The 24,261-nt window shown below is 71.7% G+C and carries 31 protein-coding genes; 14 read left to right on the top strand and 17 right to left on the bottom strand.

Going from position 1 to position 24,261, the window contains the following annotated elements; translation table 11 throughout:
• On the top strand, positions 1–436 hold a 436-nt coding region (locus tag ACOTKD_RS37090; protein ID WP_424893416.1), incomplete at its 5' end, for a hypothetical protein.
• An 823-nt stretch (positions 437–1,259) separates the two neighbouring features.
• Here the strand turns inward: ACOTKD_RS37090 and ACOTKD_RS37095 are convergent.
• On the bottom strand, positions 1,260–1,604 hold the full coding sequence (locus tag ACOTKD_RS37095) for a hypothetical protein (RefSeq protein WP_424893417.1): 345 nt from the start codon (positions 1,602–1,604) through the stop codon (positions 1,260–1,262).
• A 157-nt stretch (positions 1,605–1,761) separates the two neighbouring features.
• Here ACOTKD_RS37095 and ACOTKD_RS37100 point away from each other — a divergent pair, with 157 nt between their 5' ends.
• Both ACOTKD_RS37100 and ACOTKD_RS37105 read left to right on the top strand, forming a co-directional pair.
• Positions 1,762–2,502: a plasmid pRiA4b ORF-3 family protein gene (locus ACOTKD_RS37100; RefSeq protein WP_424893418.1), complete on the top strand. Its 741-nt coding sequence runs from the start codon at positions 1,762–1,764 to the stop codon at positions 2,500–2,502.
• On the top strand, positions 2,459–2,602 hold the full coding sequence (locus ACOTKD_RS37105; protein WP_424893419.1) for a hypothetical protein: 144 nt from the start codon (positions 2,459–2,461) through the stop codon (positions 2,600–2,602). Before ACOTKD_RS37100 ends, ACOTKD_RS37105 begins: the two co-directional genes overlap by 44 nt.
• 162 nt (positions 2,603–2,764) lie before the next feature.
• Here ACOTKD_RS37105 and ACOTKD_RS37110 read toward each other — a convergent pair whose 3' ends face one another.
• From ACOTKD_RS37110 to ACOTKD_RS37120, 3 genes are all read right to left on the bottom strand, one after another.
• Positions 2,765–2,983 (bottom strand): hypothetical protein, encoded by a 219-nt coding sequence (locus tag ACOTKD_RS37110; RefSeq protein WP_424893420.1) that lies wholly within the window; start codon positions 2,981–2,983, stop codon positions 2,765–2,767.
• 70 nt (positions 2,984–3,053) lie between these two features.
• A complete protein-coding gene (locus ACOTKD_RS37115) occupies positions 3,054–3,779 on the bottom strand; it encodes a GNAT family N-acetyltransferase (RefSeq protein ID WP_424893421.1) in 726 nt (241 codons plus the stop codon).
• A gap of 152 nt (positions 3,780–3,931) precedes the next feature.
• Positions 3,932–4,189, bottom strand: a complete 258-nt coding sequence (locus ACOTKD_RS37120; RefSeq protein WP_424893422.1) for a hypothetical protein — start codon at positions 4,187–4,189, stop codon at positions 3,932–3,934.
• 158 nt (positions 4,190–4,347) lie between these two features.
• On the opposite strand from ACOTKD_RS37120, the gene ACOTKD_RS37125 reads away from it, so the two are divergent.
• From ACOTKD_RS37125 to ACOTKD_RS37140, 4 genes are all read left to right on the top strand, one after another.
• The gene (locus tag ACOTKD_RS37125; RefSeq protein WP_424893423.1) at positions 4,348–5,586 is read left to right on the top strand and encodes a helix-turn-helix domain-containing protein; all 1,239 of its coding nucleotides are present in this window, start codon (positions 4,348–4,350) and stop codon (positions 5,584–5,586) included.
• Positions 5,587–5,820: 234 nt separating this feature from the next.
• Positions 5,821–6,129 carry a hypothetical protein gene (locus tag ACOTKD_RS37130; RefSeq protein WP_424893424.1) on the top strand — a complete coding sequence of 103 codons (309 nt, stop codon included), beginning with the start codon at positions 5,821–5,823 and terminating at the stop codon, positions 6,127–6,129.
• A complete protein-coding gene (locus ACOTKD_RS37135; protein WP_424893425.1) occupies positions 6,126–6,356 on the top strand; it encodes a hypothetical protein in 231 nt (76 codons plus the stop codon). The genes ACOTKD_RS37130 and ACOTKD_RS37135 overlap by 4 nt, the downstream gene beginning before the upstream one ends.
• A complete protein-coding gene (locus tag ACOTKD_RS37140) occupies positions 6,353–6,535 on the top strand; it encodes a hypothetical protein (RefSeq protein ID WP_424893426.1) in 183 nt (60 codons plus the stop codon). Before ACOTKD_RS37135 ends, ACOTKD_RS37140 begins: the two co-directional genes overlap by 4 nt.
• A gap of 82 nt (positions 6,536–6,617) precedes the next feature.
• On the opposite strand, the gene ACOTKD_RS37145 is transcribed toward ACOTKD_RS37140, so the two are convergent.
• Positions 6,618–7,937, bottom strand: coding sequence for an XRE family transcriptional regulator (locus ACOTKD_RS37145; RefSeq protein ID WP_424893427.1), 1,320 nt, complete (start codon positions 7,935–7,937; stop codon positions 6,618–6,620).
• A 278-nt stretch (positions 7,938–8,215) separates the two neighbouring features.
• On the opposite strand from ACOTKD_RS37145, the gene ACOTKD_RS37150 reads away from it, so the two are divergent.
• The 7 genes from ACOTKD_RS37150 to ACOTKD_RS37180 all read left to right on the top strand — a co-directional run bounded on the left by ACOTKD_RS37150 (position 8,216) and on the right by ACOTKD_RS37180 (position 16,081).
• Positions 8,216–8,359, top strand: a complete 144-nt coding sequence (locus tag ACOTKD_RS37150) for a hypothetical protein (RefSeq protein WP_424893428.1) — start codon at positions 8,216–8,218, stop codon at positions 8,357–8,359.
• A 110-nt stretch (positions 8,360–8,469) separates the two neighbouring features.
• A complete protein-coding gene (locus ACOTKD_RS37155) occupies positions 8,470–10,347 on the top strand; it encodes an asparagine synthase-related protein (RefSeq protein ID WP_424893429.1) in 1,878 nt (625 codons plus the stop codon).
• Positions 10,338–11,081, top strand: a complete 744-nt coding sequence (locus ACOTKD_RS37160) for a lasso peptide biosynthesis B2 protein (protein WP_424893430.1) — start codon at positions 10,338–10,340, stop codon at positions 11,079–11,081. The genes ACOTKD_RS37155 and ACOTKD_RS37160 overlap by 10 nt, the downstream gene beginning before the upstream one ends.
• Before the next feature lie 146 nt (positions 11,082–11,227).
• A complete protein-coding gene (locus ACOTKD_RS37165; protein WP_424893431.1) occupies positions 11,228–13,087 on the top strand; it encodes an ABC transporter ATP-binding protein in 1,860 nt (619 codons plus the stop codon).
• A gap of 381 nt (positions 13,088–13,468) precedes the next feature.
• The gene (locus ACOTKD_RS37170) at positions 13,469–14,215 is read left to right on the top strand and encodes a hypothetical protein (RefSeq protein ID WP_424893432.1); all 747 of its coding nucleotides are present in this window, start codon (positions 13,469–13,471) and stop codon (positions 14,213–14,215) included.
• Between the two features lie 208 nt (positions 14,216–14,423).
• Entirely contained in the window at positions 14,424–15,191 is a 768-nt protein-coding gene (locus ACOTKD_RS37175; RefSeq protein WP_424893433.1) for a ParA family protein, read from the top strand.
• The gene (locus tag ACOTKD_RS37180) at positions 15,191–16,081 is read left to right on the top strand and encodes a hypothetical protein (RefSeq protein ID WP_424893434.1); all 891 of its coding nucleotides are present in this window, start codon (positions 15,191–15,193) and stop codon (positions 16,079–16,081) included. Before ACOTKD_RS37175 ends, ACOTKD_RS37180 begins: the two co-directional genes overlap by 1 nt.
• Before the next feature lie 127 nt (positions 16,082–16,208).
• On the opposite strand, the gene ACOTKD_RS37185 is transcribed toward ACOTKD_RS37180, so the two are convergent.
• The 12 genes from ACOTKD_RS37185 to ACOTKD_RS37240 form a co-directional block, all read right to left on the bottom strand.
• Entirely contained in the window at positions 16,209–16,538 is a 330-nt protein-coding gene (locus tag ACOTKD_RS37185) for a hypothetical protein (RefSeq protein ID WP_424893435.1), read from the bottom strand.
• A gap of 27 nt (positions 16,539–16,565) precedes the next feature.
• On the bottom strand, positions 16,566–16,865 hold the full coding sequence (locus ACOTKD_RS37190; protein ID WP_424893436.1) for a hypothetical protein: 300 nt from the start codon (positions 16,863–16,865) through the stop codon (positions 16,566–16,568).
• A gap of 85 nt (positions 16,866–16,950) precedes the next feature.
• On the bottom strand, positions 16,951–17,235 hold the full coding sequence (locus tag ACOTKD_RS37195) for a hypothetical protein (protein ID WP_424893437.1): 285 nt from the start codon (positions 17,233–17,235) through the stop codon (positions 16,951–16,953).
• A gap of 14 nt (positions 17,236–17,249) precedes the next feature.
• Positions 17,250–17,783: a hypothetical protein gene (locus ACOTKD_RS37200; RefSeq protein ID WP_424893438.1), complete on the bottom strand. Its 534-nt coding sequence runs from the start codon at positions 17,781–17,783 to the stop codon at positions 17,250–17,252.
• Positions 17,784–17,910: 127 nt separating this feature from the next.
• Positions 17,911–18,363 carry a protein kilB gene (locus tag ACOTKD_RS37205; protein WP_424893439.1) on the bottom strand — a complete coding sequence of 151 codons (453 nt, stop codon included), beginning with the start codon at positions 18,361–18,363 and terminating at the stop codon, positions 17,911–17,913.
• Between the two features lie 19 nt (positions 18,364–18,382).
• Positions 18,383–18,577 carry a hypothetical protein gene (locus ACOTKD_RS37210; protein WP_424893440.1) on the bottom strand — a complete coding sequence of 65 codons (195 nt, stop codon included), beginning with the start codon at positions 18,575–18,577 and terminating at the stop codon, positions 18,383–18,385.
• Positions 18,578–18,601: 24 nt separating this feature from the next.
• Positions 18,602–20,020, bottom strand: a complete 1,419-nt coding sequence (locus ACOTKD_RS37215; protein WP_424893441.1) for a transfer protein — start codon at positions 20,018–20,020, stop codon at positions 18,602–18,604.
• Positions 20,017–20,814: a hypothetical protein gene (locus ACOTKD_RS37220; RefSeq protein ID WP_424893442.1), complete on the bottom strand. Its 798-nt coding sequence runs from the start codon at positions 20,812–20,814 to the stop codon at positions 20,017–20,019. The genes ACOTKD_RS37215 and ACOTKD_RS37220 overlap by 4 nt, the downstream gene beginning before the upstream one ends.
• A gap of 21 nt (positions 20,815–20,835) precedes the next feature.
• Positions 20,836–21,264: a hypothetical protein gene (locus ACOTKD_RS37225; protein WP_424893443.1), complete on the bottom strand. Its 429-nt coding sequence runs from the start codon at positions 21,262–21,264 to the stop codon at positions 20,836–20,838.
• 5 nt (positions 21,265–21,269) lie between these two features.
• Complete coding sequence (locus tag ACOTKD_RS37230; protein WP_424893444.1) at positions 21,270–23,378, bottom strand: hypothetical protein; 2,109 nt, start codon at positions 23,376–23,378, stop codon at positions 21,270–21,272.
• Positions 23,379–23,505: 127 nt separating this feature from the next.
• Positions 23,506–23,727: a hypothetical protein gene (locus ACOTKD_RS37235; protein ID WP_424893445.1), complete on the bottom strand. Its 222-nt coding sequence runs from the start codon at positions 23,725–23,727 to the stop codon at positions 23,506–23,508.
• A complete protein-coding gene (locus ACOTKD_RS37240) occupies positions 23,724–24,215 on the bottom strand; it encodes a hypothetical protein (protein WP_424893446.1) in 492 nt (163 codons plus the stop codon). Before ACOTKD_RS37240 ends, ACOTKD_RS37235 begins: the two co-directional genes overlap by 4 nt.
• Between the last annotated feature and the right edge of the window lie 46 nt (positions 24,216–24,261).

Genomic DNA, 24,261 nt, shown 5'->3' on the forward strand with positions numbered 1-24,261 from the left:
CCGGCGAGCCGAGGCTGTCACCGCCGGGACCGGCCCCGCTGTGGGTGTGTGCCCGGCCCGGGCAGACACCGACAGCGAGTGGGCGGGTCACCACTTCCACGTCGTGGTCGTGCACAACGGCTCGCCGCAGCCGATCCACGAAGTCGTTGTGTGCGTCCTCGCCCCGCACGCCGACCTCCTGCCGGGCGAGGAGCCTCTCATGATCGTGGCCGTGGGGCTCGTCCCGCCCGGCGAACGCGCGGAAGTGACGATCGGGGACCAAGGCCAGTTCGAGCCGCAGTTCGCCGTACCACTGGAAGTCCACTTCCGGGACGTCGACGGCATCGAGTGGTGCCGCGATGAGGACGGTCGGCTCGATTCAGCCCCCCAGCGGCAGGCCCTCGACGGCGCGAACGACGAGGTGACGGAGTCCCTGGGGCAAGGAGGCGCCGAGTGATCCGGGTGCAGGAAGGGCCCGGTAGCCCTCAAGAGCAGGTCAGTTGACCTGCTTCCCCCTCCCCCTGGTGGGAAGACGAGGTTGAGGAAGTGAGCCAGCTCGTCGCCCATGGTGCTGACCGGGCCGAGGGGCCGGGGGAGGAAGACTCCGGCGGCCAGGGCGAGCAGGTACAGGCACGAGATCTAGTGGTTTACGACGGCTCTCCCACCCAGATCTGCGCTCTGAGTGTCTCGCGACGTCCAGGACCTCTGTAAGGACGCGTACGCTCTTTCTTGACGGCCGATCGGCTTGTGCGCCAGCGGAGTTCTGCGCAGGAGCCGAGTGAACAGCCCTGCGCCAACAGGGGTCGTCACGCGTAGCCCGACCGCTCTCATGACAGGAGGCACAAAAACAGCGGCCCCCCGCGCCAACAGGGAGCCGCTTATCGCGTAGCCCGACAGCTCTCACCCATGCATGACGTGGAGGAAGCCATCAGTTCCGTCTCAGAGCCTACGCGCCAGGGGCAAGCACGTCGAGTTCGAGGCAACCGCCGTCTCGGGCACATAGTCCGGCAGCTTGCCCGCACTGCCTGCCACGGCCTCGTCCGCGGTATGGCCACCGCCGCAGGAGGTGCTCTCGTAACGGGCACGATCTGGTGGGCCCAGCACCGCTAGCCACGACAGACTCCGTCTGCTGGGGCCCGACGCCCGGCGATGAGGCGGACCGGCCGCCCATAAGACCCGCCGTACGGGGTCACGAAAAGTGCGCGAGGGGTCAACTCAATGCTGGGAGGCCCGTGAGTTGACCCCTCGGTGCTACGGCCGGGCGAAGCCCCTCGGGCGGACTACCGCTCGCGCAGGGCGTACGGCTCGATCTCCGCGTACCGATCGTCGGCTTCGGTCAGGTCGAAGCCCTCTTCCCACTCGCTCGTCTTCAGCCAGTTCACCGGCCCGCCGACCCGGAACATCTCGTGCTCCCAGCGCGGTTCGGCGACGCAGAACGCGTGCAGCTGCGGCTGGACGTCGCTGGAGCGACGGACAAACTTCTCGTCGTAGGTGAGGAAGTGGCCCAGGTCGTCCCGGTCCTCGCGGATCTCCTCGGGCAGCGTCACCACCCGCGTGATCTCGTCCCCGTCGCAGTCGACCTCGACCATCACCGGCATCACGTACCGGACCCACCGCTTCGCCACGCCTCGCCTCTCTCCGTGTCGGCTGGACCAGCCGGCGGACACCGTATCCACGCCGCGCCCATGGCTGGGCCTGGTTCCCTGAACTCCGCCCGCACGAGCACGGCCAGCGTCACGAGCGGCGCCGGTGACGGTCTCCGAGGTCGCTACGGTGACGGGCGTGACCGCGAGGACTGTGCACCAGTTGAAGGTATGGATGCCGGACATCGAGCCGGTGGTGTGGCGCCGGATTCACGTGTACTCGGACACCACGATGTACGGGCTGCACGCGGTCATCCAGGTCGCCATGGGCTGGGACGACTCCCACCTGTGGGAGTTCGGGGCCCGCTGGGACAGCTACGGCCACAACGGCCGCGAGGCCTCGGCGTACACCATCGGCCAGGTGCTGCCCGAGGTCGGCCGCACCGCAGGGTACGTCTACGACTTCGGTGACCACTGGGTGCACCATCTGGAAGTCGAGAAGATCCACCGGCCCGCACCGAACACCTACTACCCCCGGTGCAGCGCCGGCCGCCGTGCCTGCCCGCCTGAGGACTGCGGCGGCCCGCTCGGCTACGAGCACACTCTGCGGGCGATCCGGTCCCGCAAGGGACCGCGCTACCGAGACCTGCGGGAGTGGGGCCTGCACAAGTACAACCCGGCGCACTTCGACCGCGCCGAGGTCAACCGGCAGCTCTCCGACGACCCCAAGCAGTGCCGATACGTCATGCCTGCCCCCTGGCAGGAGGAGGTCCTCGACCTTTCCGGCCCGTACCCCGGCGCCCCCAATGCGACCGAAGCGGGTGGTCAACGCGTTGACCACGGTGCCGCCCGCCATTGCCGCCGCCAAGCGGGAGGTCCTCGACGCCCTGGACAAGGTGGAGAAGGCCCGCGCCCGGCTGGGGGCCGCTCTGCGCGCTGAGCAGAAGAAGACCGGCGTCAGCGCCAACGAGCTCGCCGAACACGCCCGCGGTGCGATGTCCCGCCCCCTGGTCCTCAAGGCCCTCCGCCAGAACAGCTGATGGTCCTCACGGCTGGTCTTGGCTGCCTGTTCCCCCACTTCACGGAAGCGTCACCATGGTCGGATGTGACGACCGCAGCAGAGCGGAAACGCGCGGGTTATCTAGCCAGATGTGTCACGCGCATGCTGCGCCGGCGCGTGGACGCTGGGATAGCGGTCTGCGTCACGGCGGCGATTGGGCCCAGGTCTCCGGCCCTCCCCCGCGCCATTCGAAGACCACCTCGTCGGTGAGGTCGACGTCTTCGGCGCCCTCATAGCCAGCGGCCGTGAGGAAGACCGGGATGTCGGACGGCTGGTAGGCCGTTCCGAGCGTGCGGCCGCCGTACGTCACCCGGCGCCAGCCGCGCTCGTCCGGCGGGTGCACGACCACACGCTGCTCCATGGCCCCAGCCTCCGTCAGGGGGCCGGGGCGCGCGCGGTGGGCTACTCCGCCGTGCCTGACGAGCCAATGGTCAGCGTCGGGGCCGCCAGCGGGTGAACATACGCTGGTCATCACCGGCGTTGAGGCCGAAGGGAAGCGCGACGCGGTCGAGGGGGAAGCTCTCTCCTGGGGCGTGGACGGTGTAGCCGCACCGGGAGTAGAAGTCGGCCAGGTTGCGGTCGGCCTCGAAGGATCCGTACAGCAGGAAGTATCCGAGCTGCTGGTAGACCTGCCAGGTCCGCTTGAGCAGCGTGGCGGCGATGCCTTGGCCGCGGGCGTGCTCGGCCACCGCCAGGCCGTGGACCTTGGCGATGAACAAGCTCAGGGCCATGGCCTTCTCGCTGCTGAAGCCGTTGTTCATGGCCATCTCGATGACGGTTCCCGGGGCGGTGGCGGACAGCACGCCGACGGCGCGGTCCTGCTCGTCGGTGGCGACCAGCGTCAGAGAGACGGTAGTCAGGGCCTCGCTCATGGGCCGGTCGGTGAACGATCGCGAGGCGGCGTCGTGGTACGCCTTCGTGCCGCCCAGGCCGGCGAGCATGGCGGACGCCGCCGTGCCGTCCTCGATGGCGGTGCGCAGGACCGGAATGATCCGGACCCCGTCTCCGGTGGTGGCCATCAGCGCGTCAGCTGCCACGAGGTCTTGAGGGCGGGCCAGATGGATGCGGGTACCTGCCGGTCCTCGCCAGCCCGTTCGCAACCGGTCAGCGGACAGGGGTATCGCCAGCTTGGCCTTCTTCGCCGTGGACTTGCCCATGGATCAATGCCCTCCCCTTGATCATCAACGGATGCCTTCCACCCTGCCGGACAAGCCGCCCGGGCACACGCGGGTGTCTCGTTTTGCCCTGGTCCACGCGCACGCGCGTAAGGCTCCCGTACAGCGCCCGCCCCAGCTCCCTGGGAGGGGGGTCAGGGCTCTCTGACCAGCAGCGCCGCGATCTCGGCCGCCCGCTCCCTCGTCGCTTCGTCCAAGGGCTCGGGGTTCGAGGCGGCCTCCAAGATCAGGGCCGCTGCCTGGACAAGTGCAGCTGGGAGCTGCACGTCCTGGACTGCGGCGATGAGCGCAGCCGCCTGGTCCGCCGGCGATGCGGCACCCGTGGGAATGATGGCCCGGACCCCCTTGCCGAGGGAGCGGGGACGGGACGGCGATGTGGATGCTGTGGTCACCGACGAAGTGTGCCGCACGCCCCCGTCGGTACCCACGCCGCCCAAGATTCCCGAGCCGCGAAGGTCCTAAAACGGGCACATAAGGAAACGTTCCTATTGGGAGTTGCCGGGGCGGGTACCGTCCGAGTACGGGATCGCAATTCCAGGGGAGCCCTGTGGTGAGCACGGAACCGACGATCGGCGACAACCTCGCCCACCTGCGCCGCCAGGCCGGCCTGACCCAGCGGGAGCTGGCCGGCAGATCAGGCGTGGCCCTTCCGACCATCCGGGGCCTGGAGCGCAATGCGAGGACGAGCGCCTTGATGGGCACCCTCGCCAAGCTCGCCCGTGCGCTGGATGTGAAGCCGTCCGTCCTGCTCGGGCAGCGCCAGACCCTCCACCAGGACGACGCCCCCAAAGAGGACGGCATCCGCGCACTGCGCCGGGCGGTCCACCCACTGGAGACCCTGCCGGGGCTGCAACTGGCGGAGCACGAGGCGGGCACGCTGACCGTCGCGGACCTGCGAGGCGAGGTCGAGGTGGCCTGGCGGCGGTACTGGGACGGCGCCTTGTCCGAGATGATCGGCGGCCTGCCGGCGGTCTTGGCCGCCGCCCGGGCGGCCGTGGAGGAGCTGCGGGGTGACGAGCGGCGCTCGGCCCGGGCCGCGCTCGCCCGCGGCTACCAGGCCGCCGCGTGGGGGGCGGTGCACCTGGGCCAGGACGACCTGGCCCGTACGGCGGTGGAGCGGTCCTTGCTGGCCGCGCAGGGCACCGAGGACGCGGTGTTGATCGCCGGGGCGTTCAACGCGCTGGCGTGGGTGCTGATGCGCCAGGGCGAGAACGAGCTGGTGGGCGTGGTGGCGACCACCGCCGCTGACCAGCTCAACCCGCGTTTTGCCCGGGAGCACTACCAGGCGGTGCGGATGTACGGGCGGTTAACGCTGTCGGCGATGACGGCGGCCGCCCGCCTGGAGGACTACACGCTCGCCCATGAGCTGCTGGCCACCGCCGGGCGGTGCACGTCCATCGTGGACACCGACGCCACCGACCTGGTCAACGGCGCCCATCACGCGGCCTTCGGGCCTTCGCTGGTAACCATGGTCGGTGTCGAGTTGGCCATGGCCGAGGAGCGGCCGGCCGAGGCTCTGCGCCTGGCGCAGCAGGTGCCGCCGACCCGGCGCATCCCCCCGGTTGCCCGGGGGCGCCACCTGCTGGACGTGGCCCAGGCCCACACCTGGCAGGGCCGGTACGCCGAGGCGGTGCACACGCTGACGCGGGTGCACGCGATGGCGCCGGAGTGGATGCGCTACCAGGTCCACGCCCGCGAGGTCGTCCGCCAGATCCAGGAGTCCAAGGGCCGTCGCCGGCTGCCGGGCCTGGCCCCCCTCGCCCGGCACATGAACGTCCTGGCCTCGTAGCCCTGGGAAGTGATGCACGGCGCATCACCTCGCCGACAGCGATCTCACCAACACCAACCGTGCCCGTTCCCCGGGCGCAGGCTGCGCGGTTTGCTCGGTAGGCCGCCCGGGGCTGGAGCTGCTCCGCTCCCCTGGGGCCCTGGGCGGCGCCCTACACAGCACGGCGGGCTGCCGGAGATGTGGTGATGAGTCGGCGGTCCGTCGCCATCACACCCACGCAGAGGAACCTCCTCGATGAGCCCGACCACCACCAGCGACTCGGCCCCGATTCCGACCCGGACCCCGGTGTTCGTTTCCCACGCCGAGCCGCTGAAGAGAGACGTCGTCTACGACCACCGCGCCGCACAGGCCGCCCTGCCCGTACGGGTCCGCTTCCGCGACGACACGACCGCGGAGACCGTCCTGGTCCTCACCCCCGGCCAGGTCGAGCTCCTCCACCTCCAGTTGGAGCAGGCCATCGGTAAGCGGCGGGACGCGCTGCGGAAGGAGACCGAGGAACGCGAGGCCGCCGAAATCGCCCGCCGAGAAGGCGGTGACCGGTGAGCACCCGCCAGGATCTCGGACTCGGGCACCAGGAGCACCCGTTACTCGGCCGCCTGGTCGTGGACACCGCCACCGATCGCACCGGGGTTCTGCGCGCGATCGCCCCCGAGCAGGTCGAGGGCCCCGGCGGCCGGTCGCGCATGGTGACACGAGCCTGGCTGGCCCCCGAGCACGGCGGACGGGAATGGACCGCCCCCGTGGACCGGATCACGGCGGCGGAACGGTGAGCGCCCGGCATGCTCGCGACGACGCCATCGACACCACGCACCCGGCCAGGTCCTGCCTCGCGCTGGCCGCCATCGCCCTCGGCGTTCCCGTCGCCGTGATCCTGAATAGTCACTGCGGCGCTCTCCTGGACGAGGCCCCGGCACCGGTGACCATGCCGGACTCCGCGTCAGCGGACTGATTCCCCCGACTCCTCGCTCGCATCGGGTGTCACTTTTTGCCCTGGTCCACGCGCGTGCGCGTAAGGGCCCCGCCGCGTGCCACTATGCGGCCAGGGTGCTCTTCACGCGTTCGCGCAGGTCGCGGACGGCGGGGATGGCTGTGTGGGTGCGCATGCTGGTGGCCAGGTCGCGCAGGGGGCCGGCGGCCCGGTGGGAGCTGATTTCCTCGGCGAGGTCGAGAGCGCGGTGGGCGGTGGCGCAGGCCCGTTCATGGTCCGCTTGTCGCCATTGAGCGTCGGCCTGGCGGGCGAGGAAGAGCGCCTGAGTGCGTGTCCGGTCGGCGGGGAAGAGCTTGGCGGTTTGGTGGAACTCGGCTTCGGCATGCTTGGGCTGGCCCATGTCGAGATAGGTGGATGCCCACGCCCCGTGCAGTTCTGCCTCGTCGAACCATCCCACCCATTCCGGGTCGTCGCCTGTGCGGTGCTCGGCGGCGTCAAGGAGGTCGGCTGCGCGGTCCAGGTCGGTGAACGCGGCGGCATTGTTCTGGTGGGCGCGGGCACGGGCGCGTCGTGAGAGGAGCATGGCCTCGACCCTGGGTGTGGTGCGTCCGCGGGAGGCGGACAAGGCGGCGATGGTCATGGCCTCGGCGTCGTCCGGTCGGCCGGTGTTGTTGGCGGCGATGGACCAGAAGGCAAGGATGTGGGCGCCGAGGGCGGGGTCGTCGGCGGCGTGGGCGGATCGCAGGGCGGCGTGGAAGATGCCGTCGGCGCAGCTGTCGTTGAGGTCGAAGGCGGCCCAGGCGTGCATGCGGGCGAGGTCGGCGGCTGCTGCGTGGAGGCGGGCTCCGTGCTGGTCGGTGTAGGAGCGGTTCTTCAGTAGCTCGACGACCATCTGCAAGGTGGAGGAGCTTTCCGTCAGCAGTTGGCCGCCGCCGTCGAGGTCATCAGCGTGGCGGAGCTGTCGGACGCGGTCTTCGATGTGGGCGACGGCCGTTTCTCCGAGGCGGCGGCCCTGGGCGATCTGGCCGGCCGCGGCGGGATCGGCGGTCAGCCAGGACCACAGGGAGGCTGTCAGGGCGATGCCGGTGAGGTGGGTGAAGTGTCGCCGGTCGAGCGTGTGCATGGTGATGGTCTCCCTCCCGGACACCTCGTCGAGTGCCCGGATGGCGCCGGGCGCGTCCCAGCTGTAGCGAGTGGGCTGCTGGCGCGGGTCGAGAGCCAGCCACTTGGGCCAGGGGTACTGGTCCACGGCCTCTCCGGGGATTTCCAGCAGCTCGGCGATGAGGTACTGGGTGGGGATGTCCGGGCAGCGTCCGTCCTCCCAGCGGTAGACGCCGTCCTTCCCGGTGCCCACCGGAACGTGCCGCGTGGCCCCCAGGTCGCAGATGCGCCGCGCCAGATCAGGCCCAGCCCAGCCGCGCACGGTCCGAGCTCGTTTCAACAGGTGCATGCGGCATCTCGCCCTTCGCTCGCCGGAGCAGAGGCCGAACGAATCGACGGTAGCTGGGGTGGACGACCCGGCGGAATGCCGTACGAGGGTGCTCTTCGGGTGCGCTTAGCCGCACCCCGACCGCACCCTGCTCGCCGCTTCCTGCGACCGCTCGGTGCCGGGATGGTGATGCACAGCTCGCCGCTTCGCCTCCCCGGCCGGATGCCGGGAACGCGGGGCGGGCGGCGGCACCGTCAATGTGGAGGCACCTGATGGACGAGCAGACCACGAACCAGGTCAGCGCCGAGACCTACGAGCCGGCCGTGGTGACCGGCTTCGGCTCCGTCACCGGCGCCACGCTCGGTAACAAGCAGCACGACCCCGCCGACGACACCCAGTACTGGAACGCCAGCTGACCCAGTACGCAGGTGATCGCTGAGTGAGACCCGCGCCCGGGACAGCCATGACGACGGCTGGCTGTCCCGGGCGCATCCATTTCGCAGGACGCTGCCACAGGAGGTCATTGATGAACCGCTTCGTCGTTGGGGTGCCCGCCCCCGACTTCGCGCGAGGGATCGTGGTGCCGCGCGACGGAACAGCACTCCTCGACCTGCCCCGGGGACGGGTGTGGACGGTCGGCCACGACACGCACGAGGCGATCGTCACCGCAGCGCCCGCAGGAGAAGGCGGACGGCTGGCGACAGCGGGGCATTGCCTGGCCACCGCCGCCGAACGACAAGCGGCCTTGGCCGCCGGCCGCGACGGCGACCTCGCGGCCGCCCTGCGGCTGGCGGGCTCGCACCTGACGGTCCTGAGCGTCGGCGGCGAGACCTGGGTGGCCGGGGACAGGAGCGGGGTGGTGCCCCTGTACTGGCTGGAGGACGAGATCGGCATCTGGTGGTCGACAGCCGCCCTGCCGCTGGCCGCGCTGTCCGACGCCGCGCCGGATCTGGTCTGGCTGCTGGCGGATCTGGCCGTGACCGGTGTGGACTTCCGGCTGGGCTCCGCGCACTTCGCGCAGATGCGCCGCGTGCCGCCGGGAAGCGCCCTGATGTTGCGCGAGCACGCCGCGCCCCGGATCGTCCCCGTCCCGGCAGCTGGGCGGCCGGGGTGGTCCCTAGCCGACGGGGCGCGGCAGCTGCGGGAGACGCTGACAGTGGCGGTCGAGCGCCGGGCACAGCGGTTAGAGCCGGTGACGTGCGATCTGTCCGGTGGGGTGGACAGCAGTTCCGTGGCCTGCCTCGCCGTACGGGAACGGCCGGTGTTCGCCATCACCTACACCGATGCGCGGATGGCCGAGGACGACGATGTCCTCTATGCCCGCCGCGTCGCGGCCGAGGTGGACGGCATCACGCACCAGGTCATCAGCGGCCGGGACACCGCGGTGGCGCACTTCGACGGCCTGGACGCCCCCGAGGCCCTGCCTTTGACGGACCTGCCGTCGATGTCGATCGGCGTGCTGTCCGTCCTCGCCGCCCGGCTCGCGCCCGCCGCCTCCCGCGGGTCCGCCGCGCACCTGACCGGGCGCGGCGGCGACAACGTCCTCGGTACGGCCAGCAGTCACCGGGTGGACCAGTTCCTCGCCGGTCACCGTGGCCAGGCGCTGCGGCGCGGGAGCGATTTCGCGCGCGCGGTGCGGATCGCGCCGTGGCGGGCCTGGCGACAGATCGCCGCGACGGCCGCCACACCGTACCCGCGTGCCCTGGCCCGCCTGGCGGACCGGATGACCGCCACCCCGCTCCCGGACGACTGGCGCCCGGCCCCGGAGGACGCTTTGGCCTGGTGCTCGGCGACCGCTGGCGCCCGGTGGCTGACGGCGGCGGGGCGCCAGGCCGTGGCGGATCGCGTCGCGGCCCGTGTGCCGGACGCCGGCGCGTACCGGGCCCCGGGCGCGCTGCATGACCGGCTGGACCTGGAGTGGATGGCGGCCGAGCACGCCACATTCGACACGATCGCCCGCCAGCTGTGGCACCTGCCGATCCACGCGCCGTTCCTCGACTCCGCCGTCGCTGACGCGTGCCTGTCGATCCCCTCATACCAGCGGGCCCGCCCGGGCATGTACAAACCGCTCGCTCGCACGGCTCTGGTCGGGCTCGTGCCGGAGTGGCTCTTGGGGCGGCAGACGAAGACGTTGTTCACCACCAGCGTCTTCGACGGCCTGGCCGCCAACGCCCCCGCCCTACGCCGCATCGTCACCGGCTCGCATCTCGCCCAGGCGGGCCTGCTCGATCCCCGCCGTGCCACCGCCGACCTCGAAGCCGCCATCGCCGGGGCGCCGGCGCCCTTGGGGAACCTGCACGCGCTGCTCGTCTCCGAGCTGTGGCTGGCCCGGCTGTCGACGGCAACGGCCCGCGCCGCATGGTGGCAGCCCACCGCCCTCCGGGGAGGCGCGGCATGCGCGTAGGGACGGGGACCGCTCCTCAGCTCTTCAGGGCCCACCTGCCCGGTGGCAGCGCCGCGGTGATGGACATCCGTACCGGCCGTGGCCGGTGGCATCACCTCAACACCACTGCCGCCCTGCTGTGGCACCGGCTCACCGACGGGGCGTCCCTGGAGCGGACTGTGGACGGTCTCGTCGAGGCCTTCGTGGGCCAGGGCGCCGACGAGGGTGCCGTGCGCGCCGACCTGGCCGCTCTCGTCGGCCAGATGCGCGAGCTCGGCCTGCTCGGCGCCCGGACCGCGGCTGCCCCCGAGCCGGTCGCGGTCGCGGTCCGCCCAGCCGTGCCGACAACCACGCCTGTGGGCGCCGGCGATCGCGTCGTGGGCGTGGTGGGCATGGCCACGGCGCTGATCTTGCTGCGCTGCACTCCCATCCGCGTCAGCATCACCGCCGCGCGCGCCCTGGCCCGGATCCCCGTGCGCCCGGCCGCGCCGGAGGAAGCCGACCGGCTGGTTGCTGCGGTGCGCCGTGCGGCCCGCTTCTGGCCGGGCCGGTCGGCTTGTCTGGAGGAGTCGCTGGCCTGCTATCTGGCCGCCGTGCTGCGTGGCCGGAGCGTGGCGTGGGTGGTCGGAGCCCGTACGGCTCCGGCCGGCGCGCACGCCTGGAACGAAGCGGGCGGGCAGGTGGTCGGCCAGGACGCCGCCGACCGGCTCTGGCCCTATGCCCCCGCTCTGCGGATCGAGCACCGCACTGAATAGGACGTGCATTCGCCACCCTCCGCCACCGAGGTGCGGCGTGACACCCGTTCGGGTGAGTCGTTGGCGCAAGTGTGACGACTATTCCAGCTTCCCCCACACCCCCCACACCATCCCGCAAGCGCCGTCCCGGTCACCGGCCGGAGGGCGTGGTCATCCCCCGGTACACCGTCAGCGGGGAGCGCCACGACGACGCGCTCGACGCCTCCTGGTGGACCATCGCCCGCCGCCTGCCCCGCCTGGCCGCCATCGCCATCCGCCTCGCCTGGCAGGCAGCCCCCCGCGCCGTCACCCTGACTGCCGCGCTCCAGCTCCTCTCCGGGGCTGTGACCGCGATAGGGCTGTACGCCACGACCAACGCCCTCGCGCCGCTGCTGGCCGCCGGGCCCACCGGCGAGCGGGTACGCGACGCGCTGCCCGCACTGGCCGTCGTCACGTTCGCCGCCTGTGCCCGCTCCGTGGTCGCGGCGCTCACCGTCGCCACCACCGCCCGCATCGGCCCGAAGGTCGACGGCATCGCGGAGACCCGCTATCTGGAAGCCACGACGAAGGTCCCGCTCGTCGCCTACGACGACCCGGCCTGGTGCGACCAGTCCGAAGCCGCTTCCCGCGCCGCCAAGGACGTCCACCTGATGGTGGAGGCCATCACCACCCTCACCACCGCCCTGTTGTCCATCGGGGCCGCTGCCGGCGTCCTCGCCCACCTCCACCCCGTCCTGCTCCCGCTGATGCTGCTCGCCGTCCTGCCCCGCGGCTGGGCCGCCGTCCGCGCCGCGCGCGCTGCCTACTTCACCGACCGGCACGTCCTTGCCGACCGCCGCCTGCGGCACTCCGTCATCTTCGAGACCTCCAGCCGCAGCAACGCCCTCGAGGTGCGCGCCTACAACCTGCGCGACTGGCTCCTGGGCCGCTTCCGCGACGTCGCCGCCCGCCTCGAAGACGCCGCCGCCCACGTCGGCACCACGACAGCCCGCTACCAGCTCCTCGGCGACGCCGTCGCCGGCACCACCACCGCCGGGGTCTACGCCACGCTGCTCTGGCTCACCGCCACCGGCCGCATCCCCCCGGCCGCCGCCGGAACCGCCATCATCGCCGTCCAGACCAGCCAGCGCCTGCTGACCGGCCTCGTCCAAGGCGCCAACTCCGGCTACAAAACCGGCCTCTACCTCGACGACTGGGACAACTTCCTCCGCGACGCCGAAACCCGCACCTCCGCCACCGCACCCCGCGTCACCCTGCCCGAGCACCTGTCGGTGATCGAGGCCAAAGACGTGACCTTCTCCTACCCCGGCAGCGAGCTCCCGGCCCTCGACCGCATCAGCGTCCGGGTACGCCGCGGTGAGGTGCTGGCCGTCGTCGGCGCGAACGGCTCCGGGAAATCCACCCTCGCCAAAGTCCTCGCCGGCCTCTACACCCCCACCAGCGGGGCCGTGTACTGGAACGACGCAAACCTCGCCGACGCCGACCCCGAGCAGGCGTGGCGGCGGTTGGCGATGCTCCCCCAGGACTTCGCCCGCTGGCCAGTCACCGCCCGCGAGAACATCACCCTCGGGCAAAACGACGCCGACGACGAGGCGATCACGGCCGCCGCCCGCGCCGCCGGCGCCGACACCGTCATCGACGCCCTCCCCGACGGGCTGGACACCAACCTCGCCCCCTCCTGGTGGGGAGGCCGCGACCTCTCCGGCGGCCAATGGCAACGCATCGCCGGCGCCCGCGCCTTCTACCGCCAGGACGCCGACCTGCTCATCTGCGACGAGCCAACAGCCGCCCTCGACCCCCGCAGCGAAGAAGCCGTCTACGACCGCATCCGCACCCTCAGCGAAGGCCGCAGCGTCGTCCTGATCACCCACCGCCTCGGCTCCACCCGCAACGCCGACCGCATCATCGTCCTCGACGGCGGCCGCATCATCGAGGAAGGCACCCACGAAACCCTGATCGCGCTCGATGGCGAGTACGCGAGCATGTACCGCACCCAGGCCAAGGCCTACAACGACCAGCCCACATAACCACAGGCCCGCCAACCCAGCAGAAGAAGGGCAGTGGGCCCGTACGACGCGGTTCTGGCTCCAATTGGAGCCGCTTCGTTCGAATCCGAACACCAGCAAGCCCGCCGGTGCCCTGGGGATAGTCATCCAGGGCACCCCTAAATCGAACGATCTGGAAACTACCGTTTCGGTTTCCACGGCCGAAGCATCGGGCGGGGCAGCTGGTCGCACCGCCTCCCAGCCGCCGGTCGACGTCGTGCCGTCGGCGGCACAGGCCCCGACCCACCGCCGCCTTGCCGACGCTCGCCGGGCGCACGGAAACGTCACCCACGCACGGAGTGACGGCCAAGGCGTGCTGGGCCCCCCACGCCTTATCTAGCTACCTTGTCCACCATGGCGTGGGTGAACATCTTGGTGGCGCTGGACAGCGAGCCGCTGCAACGGTTGGAGAAGCAGGCGAAGCTCGAACGGGCCCGGGAGAAGGAGTGGCTGACCGAACAGCGCGAGCAGCTGCTAGACCTGTCGCGACGCGAAGCCGCCGCAGTGCGCCGGAAGATCAGGGCTGAGCTGGCCGCCAAACGCGCCTCCGGCGAGCTGGGCGGCTCCCGGGACCTGCTCGTCGCCAGGGCCGTACAGGAGGAACTGCGCGCTCGAGGCCTGGACAAGGAATGGCCGAAGCCTCCCGACGGCGAACTCAACGCGCCCGGCCGGCGCTGGGGCACCCCACCGAGCAAGGCAATGGGTGAGGGCGGGTACGAGGAGCGCCTCGCGGTGAAGCTCCCCCACACGCTGGCGGAGACGGTGCGGCGCGCCGCGTATTGGACGAGCAAGGACGCCGTCGAAGCCTTGCAGGAGTGGGACGACCGGTGGGGCCGCTCCGGCGAGGTGGTCCTCCGCGACGCTGCCCGTGACGGCATCCCCGGACAGCTCGCGCTCATGGCGGCAGCGATGCGCCCCTCCGCCCCGCAGGCCGCGCTGGAAGCCCGAGAGCGTCTCCGCGCCCAGGTCCTCACCACCGGGGACCTGATGCGCGCAGCCATCGTCCGGGCCGGCCGCAACGGGCAACAGACCGAGCTCCCCGCCCAAGCGTCACCGGAGCCAGCCGTCACGGAACCCGGCGAGGCCGACCACACGGACACCGCCGTCTGACGCCGAGGACGAGACGGTAGCCCAGGAGCGCCGTACCGTTTCGCTCGAAATCTCGTCGAACAAAGTGGCTCCAATTGGAGCCTGCCGCTTCCGCGTGACTCGCACTGAGGCGACCGGCGGCGCGGTGGTCACTGGCACCGCGTTACCTCTGGCAACATTTAGCACGTCCGAGTACCCACCAGGGGAAGCCCACGGAGGAGAGTTCCGCATGCCCCTCACCCCGCAAAGAGCGATCAACACCGCTCGCCGCGCCAAAGTCATCTCGTTTTTCCAGCAGAAGGGCGGCGCTGGGAAATCCACCGACGCCGTCAACGTCGCCGCTGTGATGGGTGAGAACAACCCTCCCCCGACGCCAGACGCCCCATGCCCAGTCGTCGCCGCCGGCATCGACCTCCAGGGTTCCCTTGAGAAGTGGGCACGCAAGGTTCCCGAGGACCGTCTCCCGTTCGACTACGTGGTCACCCACGGCAAGCTCGGCGAACTCACCAAGCTCGCCGAGGACCCCGATGTACTGCGGATCATCGTCGACACCCCGGGCTTCGCCGACATCGACCCGGATGCCGAGATCGACGCCATCGACCCGCTCGGCAACGGCCCGGCCGCCGAAGCGATGCGCGAGGTCCTGGAGCTGACTGACCTTGCCCTGGTGCCGATCGTGCCCGTGGAGACCCTCACCCACGACCCTGCGGAGTACACCATCGAGCGGCTGCTACGTCCGCGAGGCATCCCCTTCCGGGTGGTCATCAACAACTGGGACTCCGGAACGGACCGCACCAAGGCGGACCTCCGGGAAATGCAGGAGTGGTGCACGAAGCGCGGCTACCAGTACATGTCCCAGCCGATCCGCCGATACAAGCTCCACGCTCAGGCACCAGAGCGTGGCATGACGGTGATCCAGTACCCAGAGAGCGGGACGGCGCTTCGAGCCCGCGAAGATTTCTACAAGCTCGCCCTGGGCGTGGAAGGACTGATCTGATGGGCAGGCAGCGCGGCGCCTCCGCGCAGGACCGGTTCGAGTTCAAGAGCGCCATCGACATGGCGAAGGCACTCAAGCCACTGAGCCGACCGCTGTCTCAGCAGCCGGAGACCCTGACCTCGGAAGAGCAGGAGATGCTGGCCCAGTGCAAGGCTGCGGTCGACACCTTGCAGTGGGCTTTCTGGCTGGCAGGCAAGGCGCTGGAGAACATCCGCGAGGGCAGGCTCTACCGCGCCGAATCCGAATCCTTCGACGACTACGTCTGGAAGCACTGGCGGATGCGGAAGGCGTACGCCAACAAGCTGATCCGGACGTGGAAGATCGCCGAAGCTGTATTCGAACTCCTCTCGAACGAAGCGGCTCCAAATGGAGCCGCCAAGAAGCCCACTCCGCTGAGCGCCAACGCCGAGAGAGCACTCAAGGCTCTGAACCAGGCCCAGGTGTGGGAGCTGGTACCGGTCGCCGACTCCTGGGACGTGGACGCGGCCGTGCTGGTCTACCAGACCACGGTCGAAGTCGACGGCGTCAACGTGACCGCCAAGGTCCTCAAGGGCGCGGTCGAGGCACTCCCGGAGGGCGACTTCGACGCCGAGGAAATCGCCGCGCATGTACGGGCTTACCTCAAGTCCCTCAAAGAAGGTGGGGAGGACGACGACGAGCCGGTCGACTTCGCCGAGCAGGTGGAGAAGGCGGTGCCGTCGCGCTGGGTGCGTCGCCTCGCGAAGAAGGACTCGGCGGCCGCGCACCGTTACCTCGACGAGCTCCAGGCCCACATCGACAAGGTACGGAAGGAGCTGAAGCCGCTGGAGCCAGCGGCCAAGTCCGTACCCGAGGCACGTGGCGCCCAGGAGGAGCCAGCCGAGGAACACAAGGAGCCGGCGGCAGCCTGACGGCCCGCAGAAAGACGAAAAGGCGCCCCATCCCGGAGGATGGGGCGCCTTTTCGTGCGTGCTGAAGCTCCGCTCACCAAGCCCCCGCGTCTTGCCCCAGGAGGGCGGCATCGGCCCTGGGCTCGGGTCAGAGGGCGGCGAGGACGAAGAGGGCGGCGAGGATGCCGAAGGTGATCCAGGACCACAGGGCGCCGATCCACCAGCCGACGAGCATCGCGAGGCTGGCGCCGAGGATGAATGCGGCCCTGGTCAGCAGCGGGGTGCCGTCGTCGCGGAGGGCGATCTCGTCCTCGCATTCCTTGATGCGGTGGTGCAGCTGGTCGATGCGGTCCTGGGCGTAGCCGCGGGTGGTGGGGTCCTCGTGTGAGGTGATGTTGCGCATGTGCTGGTAGCGGACGATCTCGCGCTCCAGGAAGGCGATCTCTTCCTCGGGGGTGTCGAAGTCGTAGGTCCCCACCGGCGCTCCTCTCTTCGGTGGTGCCGGTCAGTTCTGGGGGCCGGTCATGGCGTGGGCGTAGGCGGTGGCCAGCTCGGCCTTGGCGGGGACGAGGGCGGCCAGTTCCAGCAGGAGTCCGGCGATGACGTGGGCATTGCGCTCGGGGGCGATGACGGTCCCGTCCGGCGCCCGGACGACGCCGTCGGCGAGGTTGACGGGAACGGCGGCGGGAGCGGGAGCGGGAACCGCGGTGGTTCGGCGGCCGTGGACGACGGTGAAGTTGGCTCCCTGGATGGCGACGCCGGATATGCGGGCGCCGGGTGCGATGTGGTTGTTGACGGTGGCCATGAGGTCCTCCTGGTGGGGGTTGTGCGGGGGAGCGTACTGATCAGGTGTGCTGGCTGGCGGGGGAACGGTGCGGATGTGGCCGGTGCTACTCGGGCTGGCTGATGACGCGGTCGTTGTCCTCGTCCCAAGCGGTGCAGTGGTTCGTGGTGCGGTTGTTGTCCCACTGGACGGTGATGGACCACCAGCGGTCGTCGTCGCCGTGGTCGATGGCAATGACCCGGTAGTCCTGGTTCCAGTAGCCGCAGTGGTAGCGGCCGCCGATCTGTTGCGGGCCGAGGCAGCGCGAGACGTATTCCTCACGCGTGGTCGGCTCGTCGGGGAGGTCGTCGATCAGGCCGAGTTCTTCGTCGAGCTCGTAGTCGTACGACATGGTCGTGGTCCCTTTCAGCGGTGGATGTTGAGGGTCTTGATGCGGACGCCGGTGCCGCCGGGGGAGAACAGGCGGCCGCCGTGGCCGCCCTGGCCGTGGATGACCGCGGGCACCGGGTCGGGCTGCTGCTCGGTGCCGGCCTTCGAGGCGGTGGCGGTGCGCAGGCGGATGGCGATCCAGCCGACGACGGCCGCGATGAGTACGACGAGCGGGGTGAGCGTGGTCATGGCGGTCGATACCTCCGTCACGGCGGGGGCGGCGATGCGCAGCGCGAGTGAGAGGGCCAGCCCGGTTCCGGAGAGGGCGACGGCGGCCAGGCACACGCCCTTCGCCCACCCGGGCACCGGCTGGGCGGCGCCGGCCTGGTGGGCGGGGGCGGCCTCGAGACGGGGGGCGACTTCGTGGGCCCACATCACCCGGCCGTCCGGCATGGTGATCTCCACGGCCGCCGGGACGCGCACGCTGTAGAGCTCGACTTCTCCGCGCGCGGCGGGGACGGGGTAGGCGGTCTGGTGCGGGGTGCTGACGTAGGGGATGGGGTCGGCCATGCTGGGTGGGCTCCTTGTAGCGAGCACTGCGGGGACCGGCGTTCTGTGACGGGAGGCCGGTCCCCGCGGCTTGTGCGGTCGTCGGTCAGAAGCTGCGCGAGGCCCTGCGCTTCGCGGGCTGGCTCGGTCAGGCGAAGCGGTGGGCGGCGGCTTCCACGAAGCGGTTGGCGGCCTGGATGGCGTCCTCCCGGAGCGCGGTGAGCGCCTCCAGGGACGCGGCGTTCCGGATCGCGTAGGCGGCCTGGGCGGCCTCTTCCGCGGCCGGGGCGAGCGAGGGGGCGAGGATCGAGACCAGGACCTTGGGGGCCTCGATGGCCGAGCGGGTGGTGTGCGACTCGGCGCGGGCCGCTGCGATGCGGTCGGGGTCGGCTCCGGTGAGCCGCAGTTCTTCCCGGACGGTCATCGCGCGGCGGTGGCCGGCGATGGCGGAGGCGAAGTCGGTTGCGGCCTGGAGTTCCTGGTCGCGACGGTGGTCGATGCGGGCGTCGTCCCGGGCGGTACGGGCGGCGCGGTGCTGGAGGAGCCCGGCGACGACGGCGCCGAGCAGGGTGCCGAGTACGGCGATGACGGTGCTTAACATGTGTGTCCCTCTCGCCTGGTCAGAGGCGGACGGCGCCGAGCGCGTGGGCGAGGGCCTGGGCGCTCTGGTTGATGGCGGGGGCGAGGCCGGTGGAGGCGAGGAAGAAGCCCAGCAGGATGCAGACGACGGCGCTGCCGCCGCGTACGTACCCGAAGCGCATGAGCATGATCACGAGGATGAGCAGGATGACGACGAGGCTGACGCTGACGGCCACGGAAACGGTCTCCTTGAGGGTGGGTTACTGGGGGAGCTGGTAGACGCCCTGCTCGGGCGAGAGGACCTTGTCGGCCTTCTTCAGGGCGACCAGGGTGTTCGTCAGGCCGCCGGGCGAGACCTCGCCGTAGCCGTCGTTCTTCAGGGCGGCGAGGATGTCGTCCTTCGCCCACGGCTCGCCGTCTTCGAGGGCCTTCAAGACGCGGGCGGCCGTGGTGGGCTTGGGCCCGTTGGCCTTGGCGTCGGCCTGCTGCTTGACCTGGGTGATGAGTTGGACGGGGATTCCCTGGCCGCGCGCCTGGTAGGCGGCGCCGGCCGCGTCCCACGACTCGCGCTCCAGGCGCTCGGGCTCGTCGTGGCCGTAGAGGTCGAGGATGACCGGGTCCAGGCCCTCGACGATGCCGGGGGTGCCGACCTGGAAGAAGCGCATGAGGGCAGTGGGGCGGGGGCCGCCGAGGAGGTAGGCCATGCCGCCGGTCGTCGAGCCCTCGTCGTCCGTCGCGTCGAGGTCGAAGCGGGACTTCAGGACCGGGGGGCCGTCGAGGCGGGGGATCGGCGCGAGCTGCGCCCCCAGCGGCAGCAGGCCGTCGGCGACGAGGGCCTGCATCATGCTGGACGACCAGCGCAGCAGGACGATGTCGCCCTCCTTGAGGAAGGCCCTGAGCGTGTCGGAGCCGCCGAGTTCGTCGACGTGGCCGGCCTGCGCTTCCAGGTCCTCGCCGACGCCGACCGAGCGGCCCGTACGGCCCAGTTCCTTAAGGAGGTAGGTCGCCTCGTCCCTGTAGGGGGCGCCCTTCTCCAGCAACCGGTTCGCCTCGTCGATCCGCACGCTCAGCAGCGGGTCGGGGCGGCCCAGGATGAACATCGAGCGGCCCAGGGCGGCGTAGCGGCGCATCCGCTCCTCGGCGACCTTCACCGCGGCCCGCAGCAGGAGGATCGCCTCCTCGGGGCTGGTGACGTACCAGTCGACGTTCTTCCGGGCCTCGGGGATGGACTGGCCGCCCTTGAGGTCGGCGACCCACGAGCAGATCCGCGACCGCTTCTCCGCGGCAAGGACCAGCTGCAACGCCCTGGACTTGCCGGCGCCGGTGGTGCCGAACATCGCGCCGCGCTGGGCACCGGAGCCGGGGACGTAGAGGCGTTTCCGGGCGGGGCGGCCGTCGTGGTAGAGGCCGACGGTGATGTAGCCGTCCGGCGTCATGACCAGCTCCTCGGGGCGAGGAGCGCGCACGTTCGCCAGCGGCGGGGTGCGGTAGACGGTGATGATCGCGCGCCGGAGCCCGTCGGTCTCGACGGTCAGGCACGAGGGGTCCAGGACGCCGAGGGCGGATCGGAGCTTGCGCAGGTCGTAGTTGATGAGCCCGCCGGGCGGGACTTCCAGCTCGAGCTCGACGACGTCGATCTCGTACTCGTTCGCGCCGGGGACGGCGAGGGTGCCGCTCATGCCATCATCCCCGTCCGGGTGCTGCCCCGGCGCACGGCGACGATCTTCGCGCCGGGCATCGCGAGCTGGGCGACGTGGGTGTCCCACAGGGTCTCGATGTCGGTCCCGGTCTCGACGGGGCCGGAGGAGACGACCAGCGCCTTGCGGCCGGTGCCGCACCCGGGCACCGGATCGATGCGGATCATCTCCGGCGGGATGTTCGTCAGCGCGGACAGCACGCCGAGGTTGATGTCGGGGACGGGCTGGCCGGCGGGGGCGACGATGTCGGCGCGGAAGTCACGGGGGCCGGTGACCTCGGCCCGGACCAGCTGGGTGCCGGGGGCCTGGCCGCCCTCGCACGCGACGAACTCGAACCAGAACTTCACGAGACGCTCCTCGGGAGTGTTGGCCGCCATCACCGGTGCCGGTTCCACGACGACGACCTCGGCGGTGACGGGGGCGGCCTGGGCGGCCATGGCGGTGGCGATGCGGGCCGGGCGCAGCCACCACACACCCGCGCCCCAGGCGGCGGTGGCGGCGAGTTCGACGAGCACGGACGGCTCGACGACGCGGAAGGTGATGGCCTCACCGAGCAGCGCCACGCTCGGGGCGGTGTAGAGGGCGGTGACGGCCGCGCGGACGGGGTGGCGCTGGGGGCGCAGGGAGAACAGGATTCCCGCGCTGGTGACGGCGAGGGTGCCGGGGATCGTCAGGGCGAGGCCGGTGGGGTTGGTGGCGGTGAAGACCAGGGCGGCGGCCCCGGCGATGGTTCCCGCCCGGCCGAAGGAGCTGCGGATCTTGTCGAGCACGGACACGGTGGTCTCTCCCCCTGGGGGTCAGCGGTTGGCGTAGAACTCGCGGTCGGCCATCTCGACGGGCATGTTCTGGGCGGTTTCGTTGACGACGCCGTAGTCGGCCTCGTGGTCGGCCTTGGCCTGCTCGAAGCTGGTGGCCGTCTCCTCGAAGGCGGCCGCCATGTCAGTGGCCTCAGCGAGGACGGAGCGCATGACCTGGGCGGCCTGGTGGTGCTCGGCGACGGTGTCGGCGTCCACGTTCATCGACGCGGCGGTCTCGGCGAGCTGGTCGACGTCGCGGGCGCAGTCCTCCACGTAGTCGAACGTCGAGCGGACGAGGCTGCCCATGAAGCGCAGCCCTGCGGAGGCGGAGGCGAGCTCGGCGACGAGCAGGGTGTAGGTGACGGCGGCGCCGACGATCTCGCCGGTCTTCTGCAGGACGTTCCGTGCGGCGGGGACAAGGTCGGACATCGGGTCTACTCCTTGTGGTACTGGCGCTCGGCGGGGGCGACGTGGCCGGCGTCGCGGACGGCGTCGGCCAGCGGCTGGTGGCGGGCGGCGGCGTTGGCGCCGGCCACGCGGATGGCCTCGGAGGCGCGGGGCAGGGCGGCGGCGAGGGCGGCAGAGTGGTTGTGGATCTGCTCGGCCTTCTCCTTGAGCCGTACCGCCCAGCCGAGGAGCCGTCCGGGGATCTTCAGATGGACGATGCGGGCGTGGAGCTCGTCGAGGCGGGCCTGGAAGGCTTCGCAGGCGCCGACGCAGGCTTGCGCGTCGTCGACGCGCTGGAGGATCTGCTCGGCGGCATCGTTGTCGGCGTCCACCAGGTCGTAGATCGTGAGCTCGGAGTCGGCCGCCGGGGCGGCGACGTGCGCCGGGCTCGGCGTAGCGGGAAGTGCGGCCACAGGGACGTGTCCTCGATTCGGCGAAACGGGAGCAGGGAGGGGAGCAGGCGCCGGGGCCGGGGGCGCCAAGGCCTGCGCCGGGACTGCCAGGGCCGGGACTCCCGGGGCCGGGGCGGCCGCGAAGGCCGGGGCCGGAGCGGGAGCCGGAGCGGCAGGGGCCGGGGGCGTGGCGGGCAGGCCGGGCCGGGCGCGGGCGACCGCGGCGGCCGCGGTCCGGGGCGGCGACTGCGGTCGCGGGGGGTAGAGGCGGGTGAGGTTGACAGTGAACGGCTGCGGCCCCATGCCCGGCGGCGGCGTCGGTCCGTGGCCCGGGGGCGGCGGGTACCCCGGGCCCCATCCGGCGCCATGAGGCGGGCGCGGGGGCACGGTTCCGGCGCGCCGGTGCCGGGCCCGGTGCCACCTCAGCCAGTTCGGCCGCTTGAACGCGTGCTTCCGGTTCCGCTTCTTCCTCCGCTTGCGCGGGTTCGGACCGGTGGCCCTCCAGATCGGCGGCGTCGAGTTCGGCGGCCGCCATGGCCTGCGGCCGTTGCGGCCCCCGGCGGGACCACGGCCGGCGCCCCGGTTGTTCGGCCGACCACCACCTCGCCCGCCGCCGGGGCGGGCACCGGGACGAGCACCGGGCCGGGCGCCGCCGTTACCGACGTTCGGGCGCCGGTTCTTCCCCCCGCCCGTGCCGGGCCGCCCGGCCGGTGCCCGGCCGCCGCCGGCCGGGCCGCGCCCGTTCGGACGTCCGCCCCTGCGGCCTCCGCCGCCGGGACGCCCCGCGCCCGACGGGCTGTTCTGGTTGCCGCCGCGCGGGCGGCGAGCCGCAGACCCGGCGCCGGCCGACTGCGGACGGGCGGCCTTCGGGGAGTTCTGCCGCGCCGGGCTGCCCCCGCCGGAGGCAGGGCCGGACCGGGACCTGCCACCACCGCCACCGCTGCCGGTTCCACCCGGCGCGCGGGACGAGGGCCTGGCCGATCCGTGCCCGGCCGGGCCGCGGCTGCTCCCGGACGAGGAGCCGGTGCCGCCCCGGGACGGCGCGGTACGTCCCCCAGGACCGCCCGTACGCCCTCCAGGGCCACCGGTGCGGCCGCGCGGGGTGCCAGTGCCGCCGGAACGGAACGCGGCCGGGAGCCGGTTGCCGCCGCGGCCGCCGCCGGGCGGGGTGGCGCCTGTGTGGCCGTGGCGGGCCCGGCGGCCGAACTCGGGCCCACTCGGCACCCGGTGGCCGGCGGCCGTCCTCCCCTGGGCGTCCTTGGCCTGGGCGCGGACGGCCATCTTGTGCTCGGCCCGCGCCTTGACGCGCTCGGCGATCCCGGCGGTGCCGCGCATGGCCGCGATCGCGATGGCGGACAGGAGCATCACCCCCAGGGCGGCCGTCGCGGGGGCGTTGCCGACGTCCGCGGTGGCCGTCTCCTCGTCCCCGCCGTCGTCGGTGTCGTCCTGGCCGTCGTCCCCAGCACCGAGGGCGAACCAGGCGGGCGGGGCGATGGCGCCGTAGTTGAGGGTCGGGAACCCCGAACCGCCGCCGTCGTCCTGGCCGTCGTGGCCGGGGTCGGCGGGGGCCTGCGCGGGGGCAGCCAGGGGAGCCGATGGGGCGGCGGAAGGGGGTGTCGGGAGGGGCGGGGAGACCGGCGGAAGCAGACCGATCCGCGGCCTGGCGAGGGGTCCGGTCGTGCCGTCCCCGGTGGTGTCGCTCATAAACTGGCCCCTCTTTCGGGGTTGACGGAGTGTGACCGTGGGTGGGAGCCTCGCGCGCGCGTGTCGCGCGCGCTCCATGGGCACCCCCCGGACCAAGCCGGGGTGGTGATGGTGGTGGTCACGCGCGCTACTTTCCGTAGTTCTGGACCCAGGCCGTGATGGCGGTCGCGAGCGAGTACCAGGCGGCCTCGCCGTCGCCGCCGCGGGCGCACTCGGCGGCCATCGCGCGAGCCTGGTCGTAGGCGACCTGGCACAGCTCGCGGTTGCTGCCGGCCTTGCGCTGGCGCGTGCCGTAGAAGTCGGAGAGGTTCGCCGTCCGCTGCTGGGCGGCGGGCTTGGCGCGGCTCATGACCCGGTGCTCTTGAAGAGATCGAAGACGGGCGCCTTGGGCGGCTCGGCGGGCATCGGCGGCGCCTCGGGCAGCGCCTGGGCGAGCGTCTGGTTCAGCTGCGCGGCGGTGCCGGCGGCGATCTGCTGCCGGTTGGCCTTGTTGAGGGCCTTCTCGGCGTCCTTCTCGGCCCGTTTCTCCGGCAGGTCGATGTAGATCTTCTTGTGGGTCTTCTCCAGCGTCTTGGCCAGGCCCATGATCGCGCGGGCGTGGCGCTCCATCTGGTGCAGGACGTGGGCGACCTGCCAGGCGTGCACCCAGCCCTGGACCTTGTTGTCGCCCTCGGGCGGCGTCGCCTTCAAGTCGGTGAACACCTCGAGCGCCAGGAGGCGGAAGTCGTGCGACTGTCGGCGAGCGTGCTCGCGGATCTGCTCCGCGTAGATGTGCATGCCGTACGGCTTGAGCGTGAGCAGGTGATCCGAGGTCCATCGGTCGGGCTGCTGGCCCATGATCGTCTCTCCTCTGGGTCAGTGATGGGGGCCGGGCCGTCGGGGG

This window comes from Streptomyces sp. XH2 (genome assembly GCF_049725035.1).
In the GTDB taxonomy this organism is placed as follows: domain Bacteria; phylum Actinomycetota; class Actinomycetes; order Streptomycetales; family Streptomycetaceae; genus Streptomyces; species Streptomyces roseoverticillatus.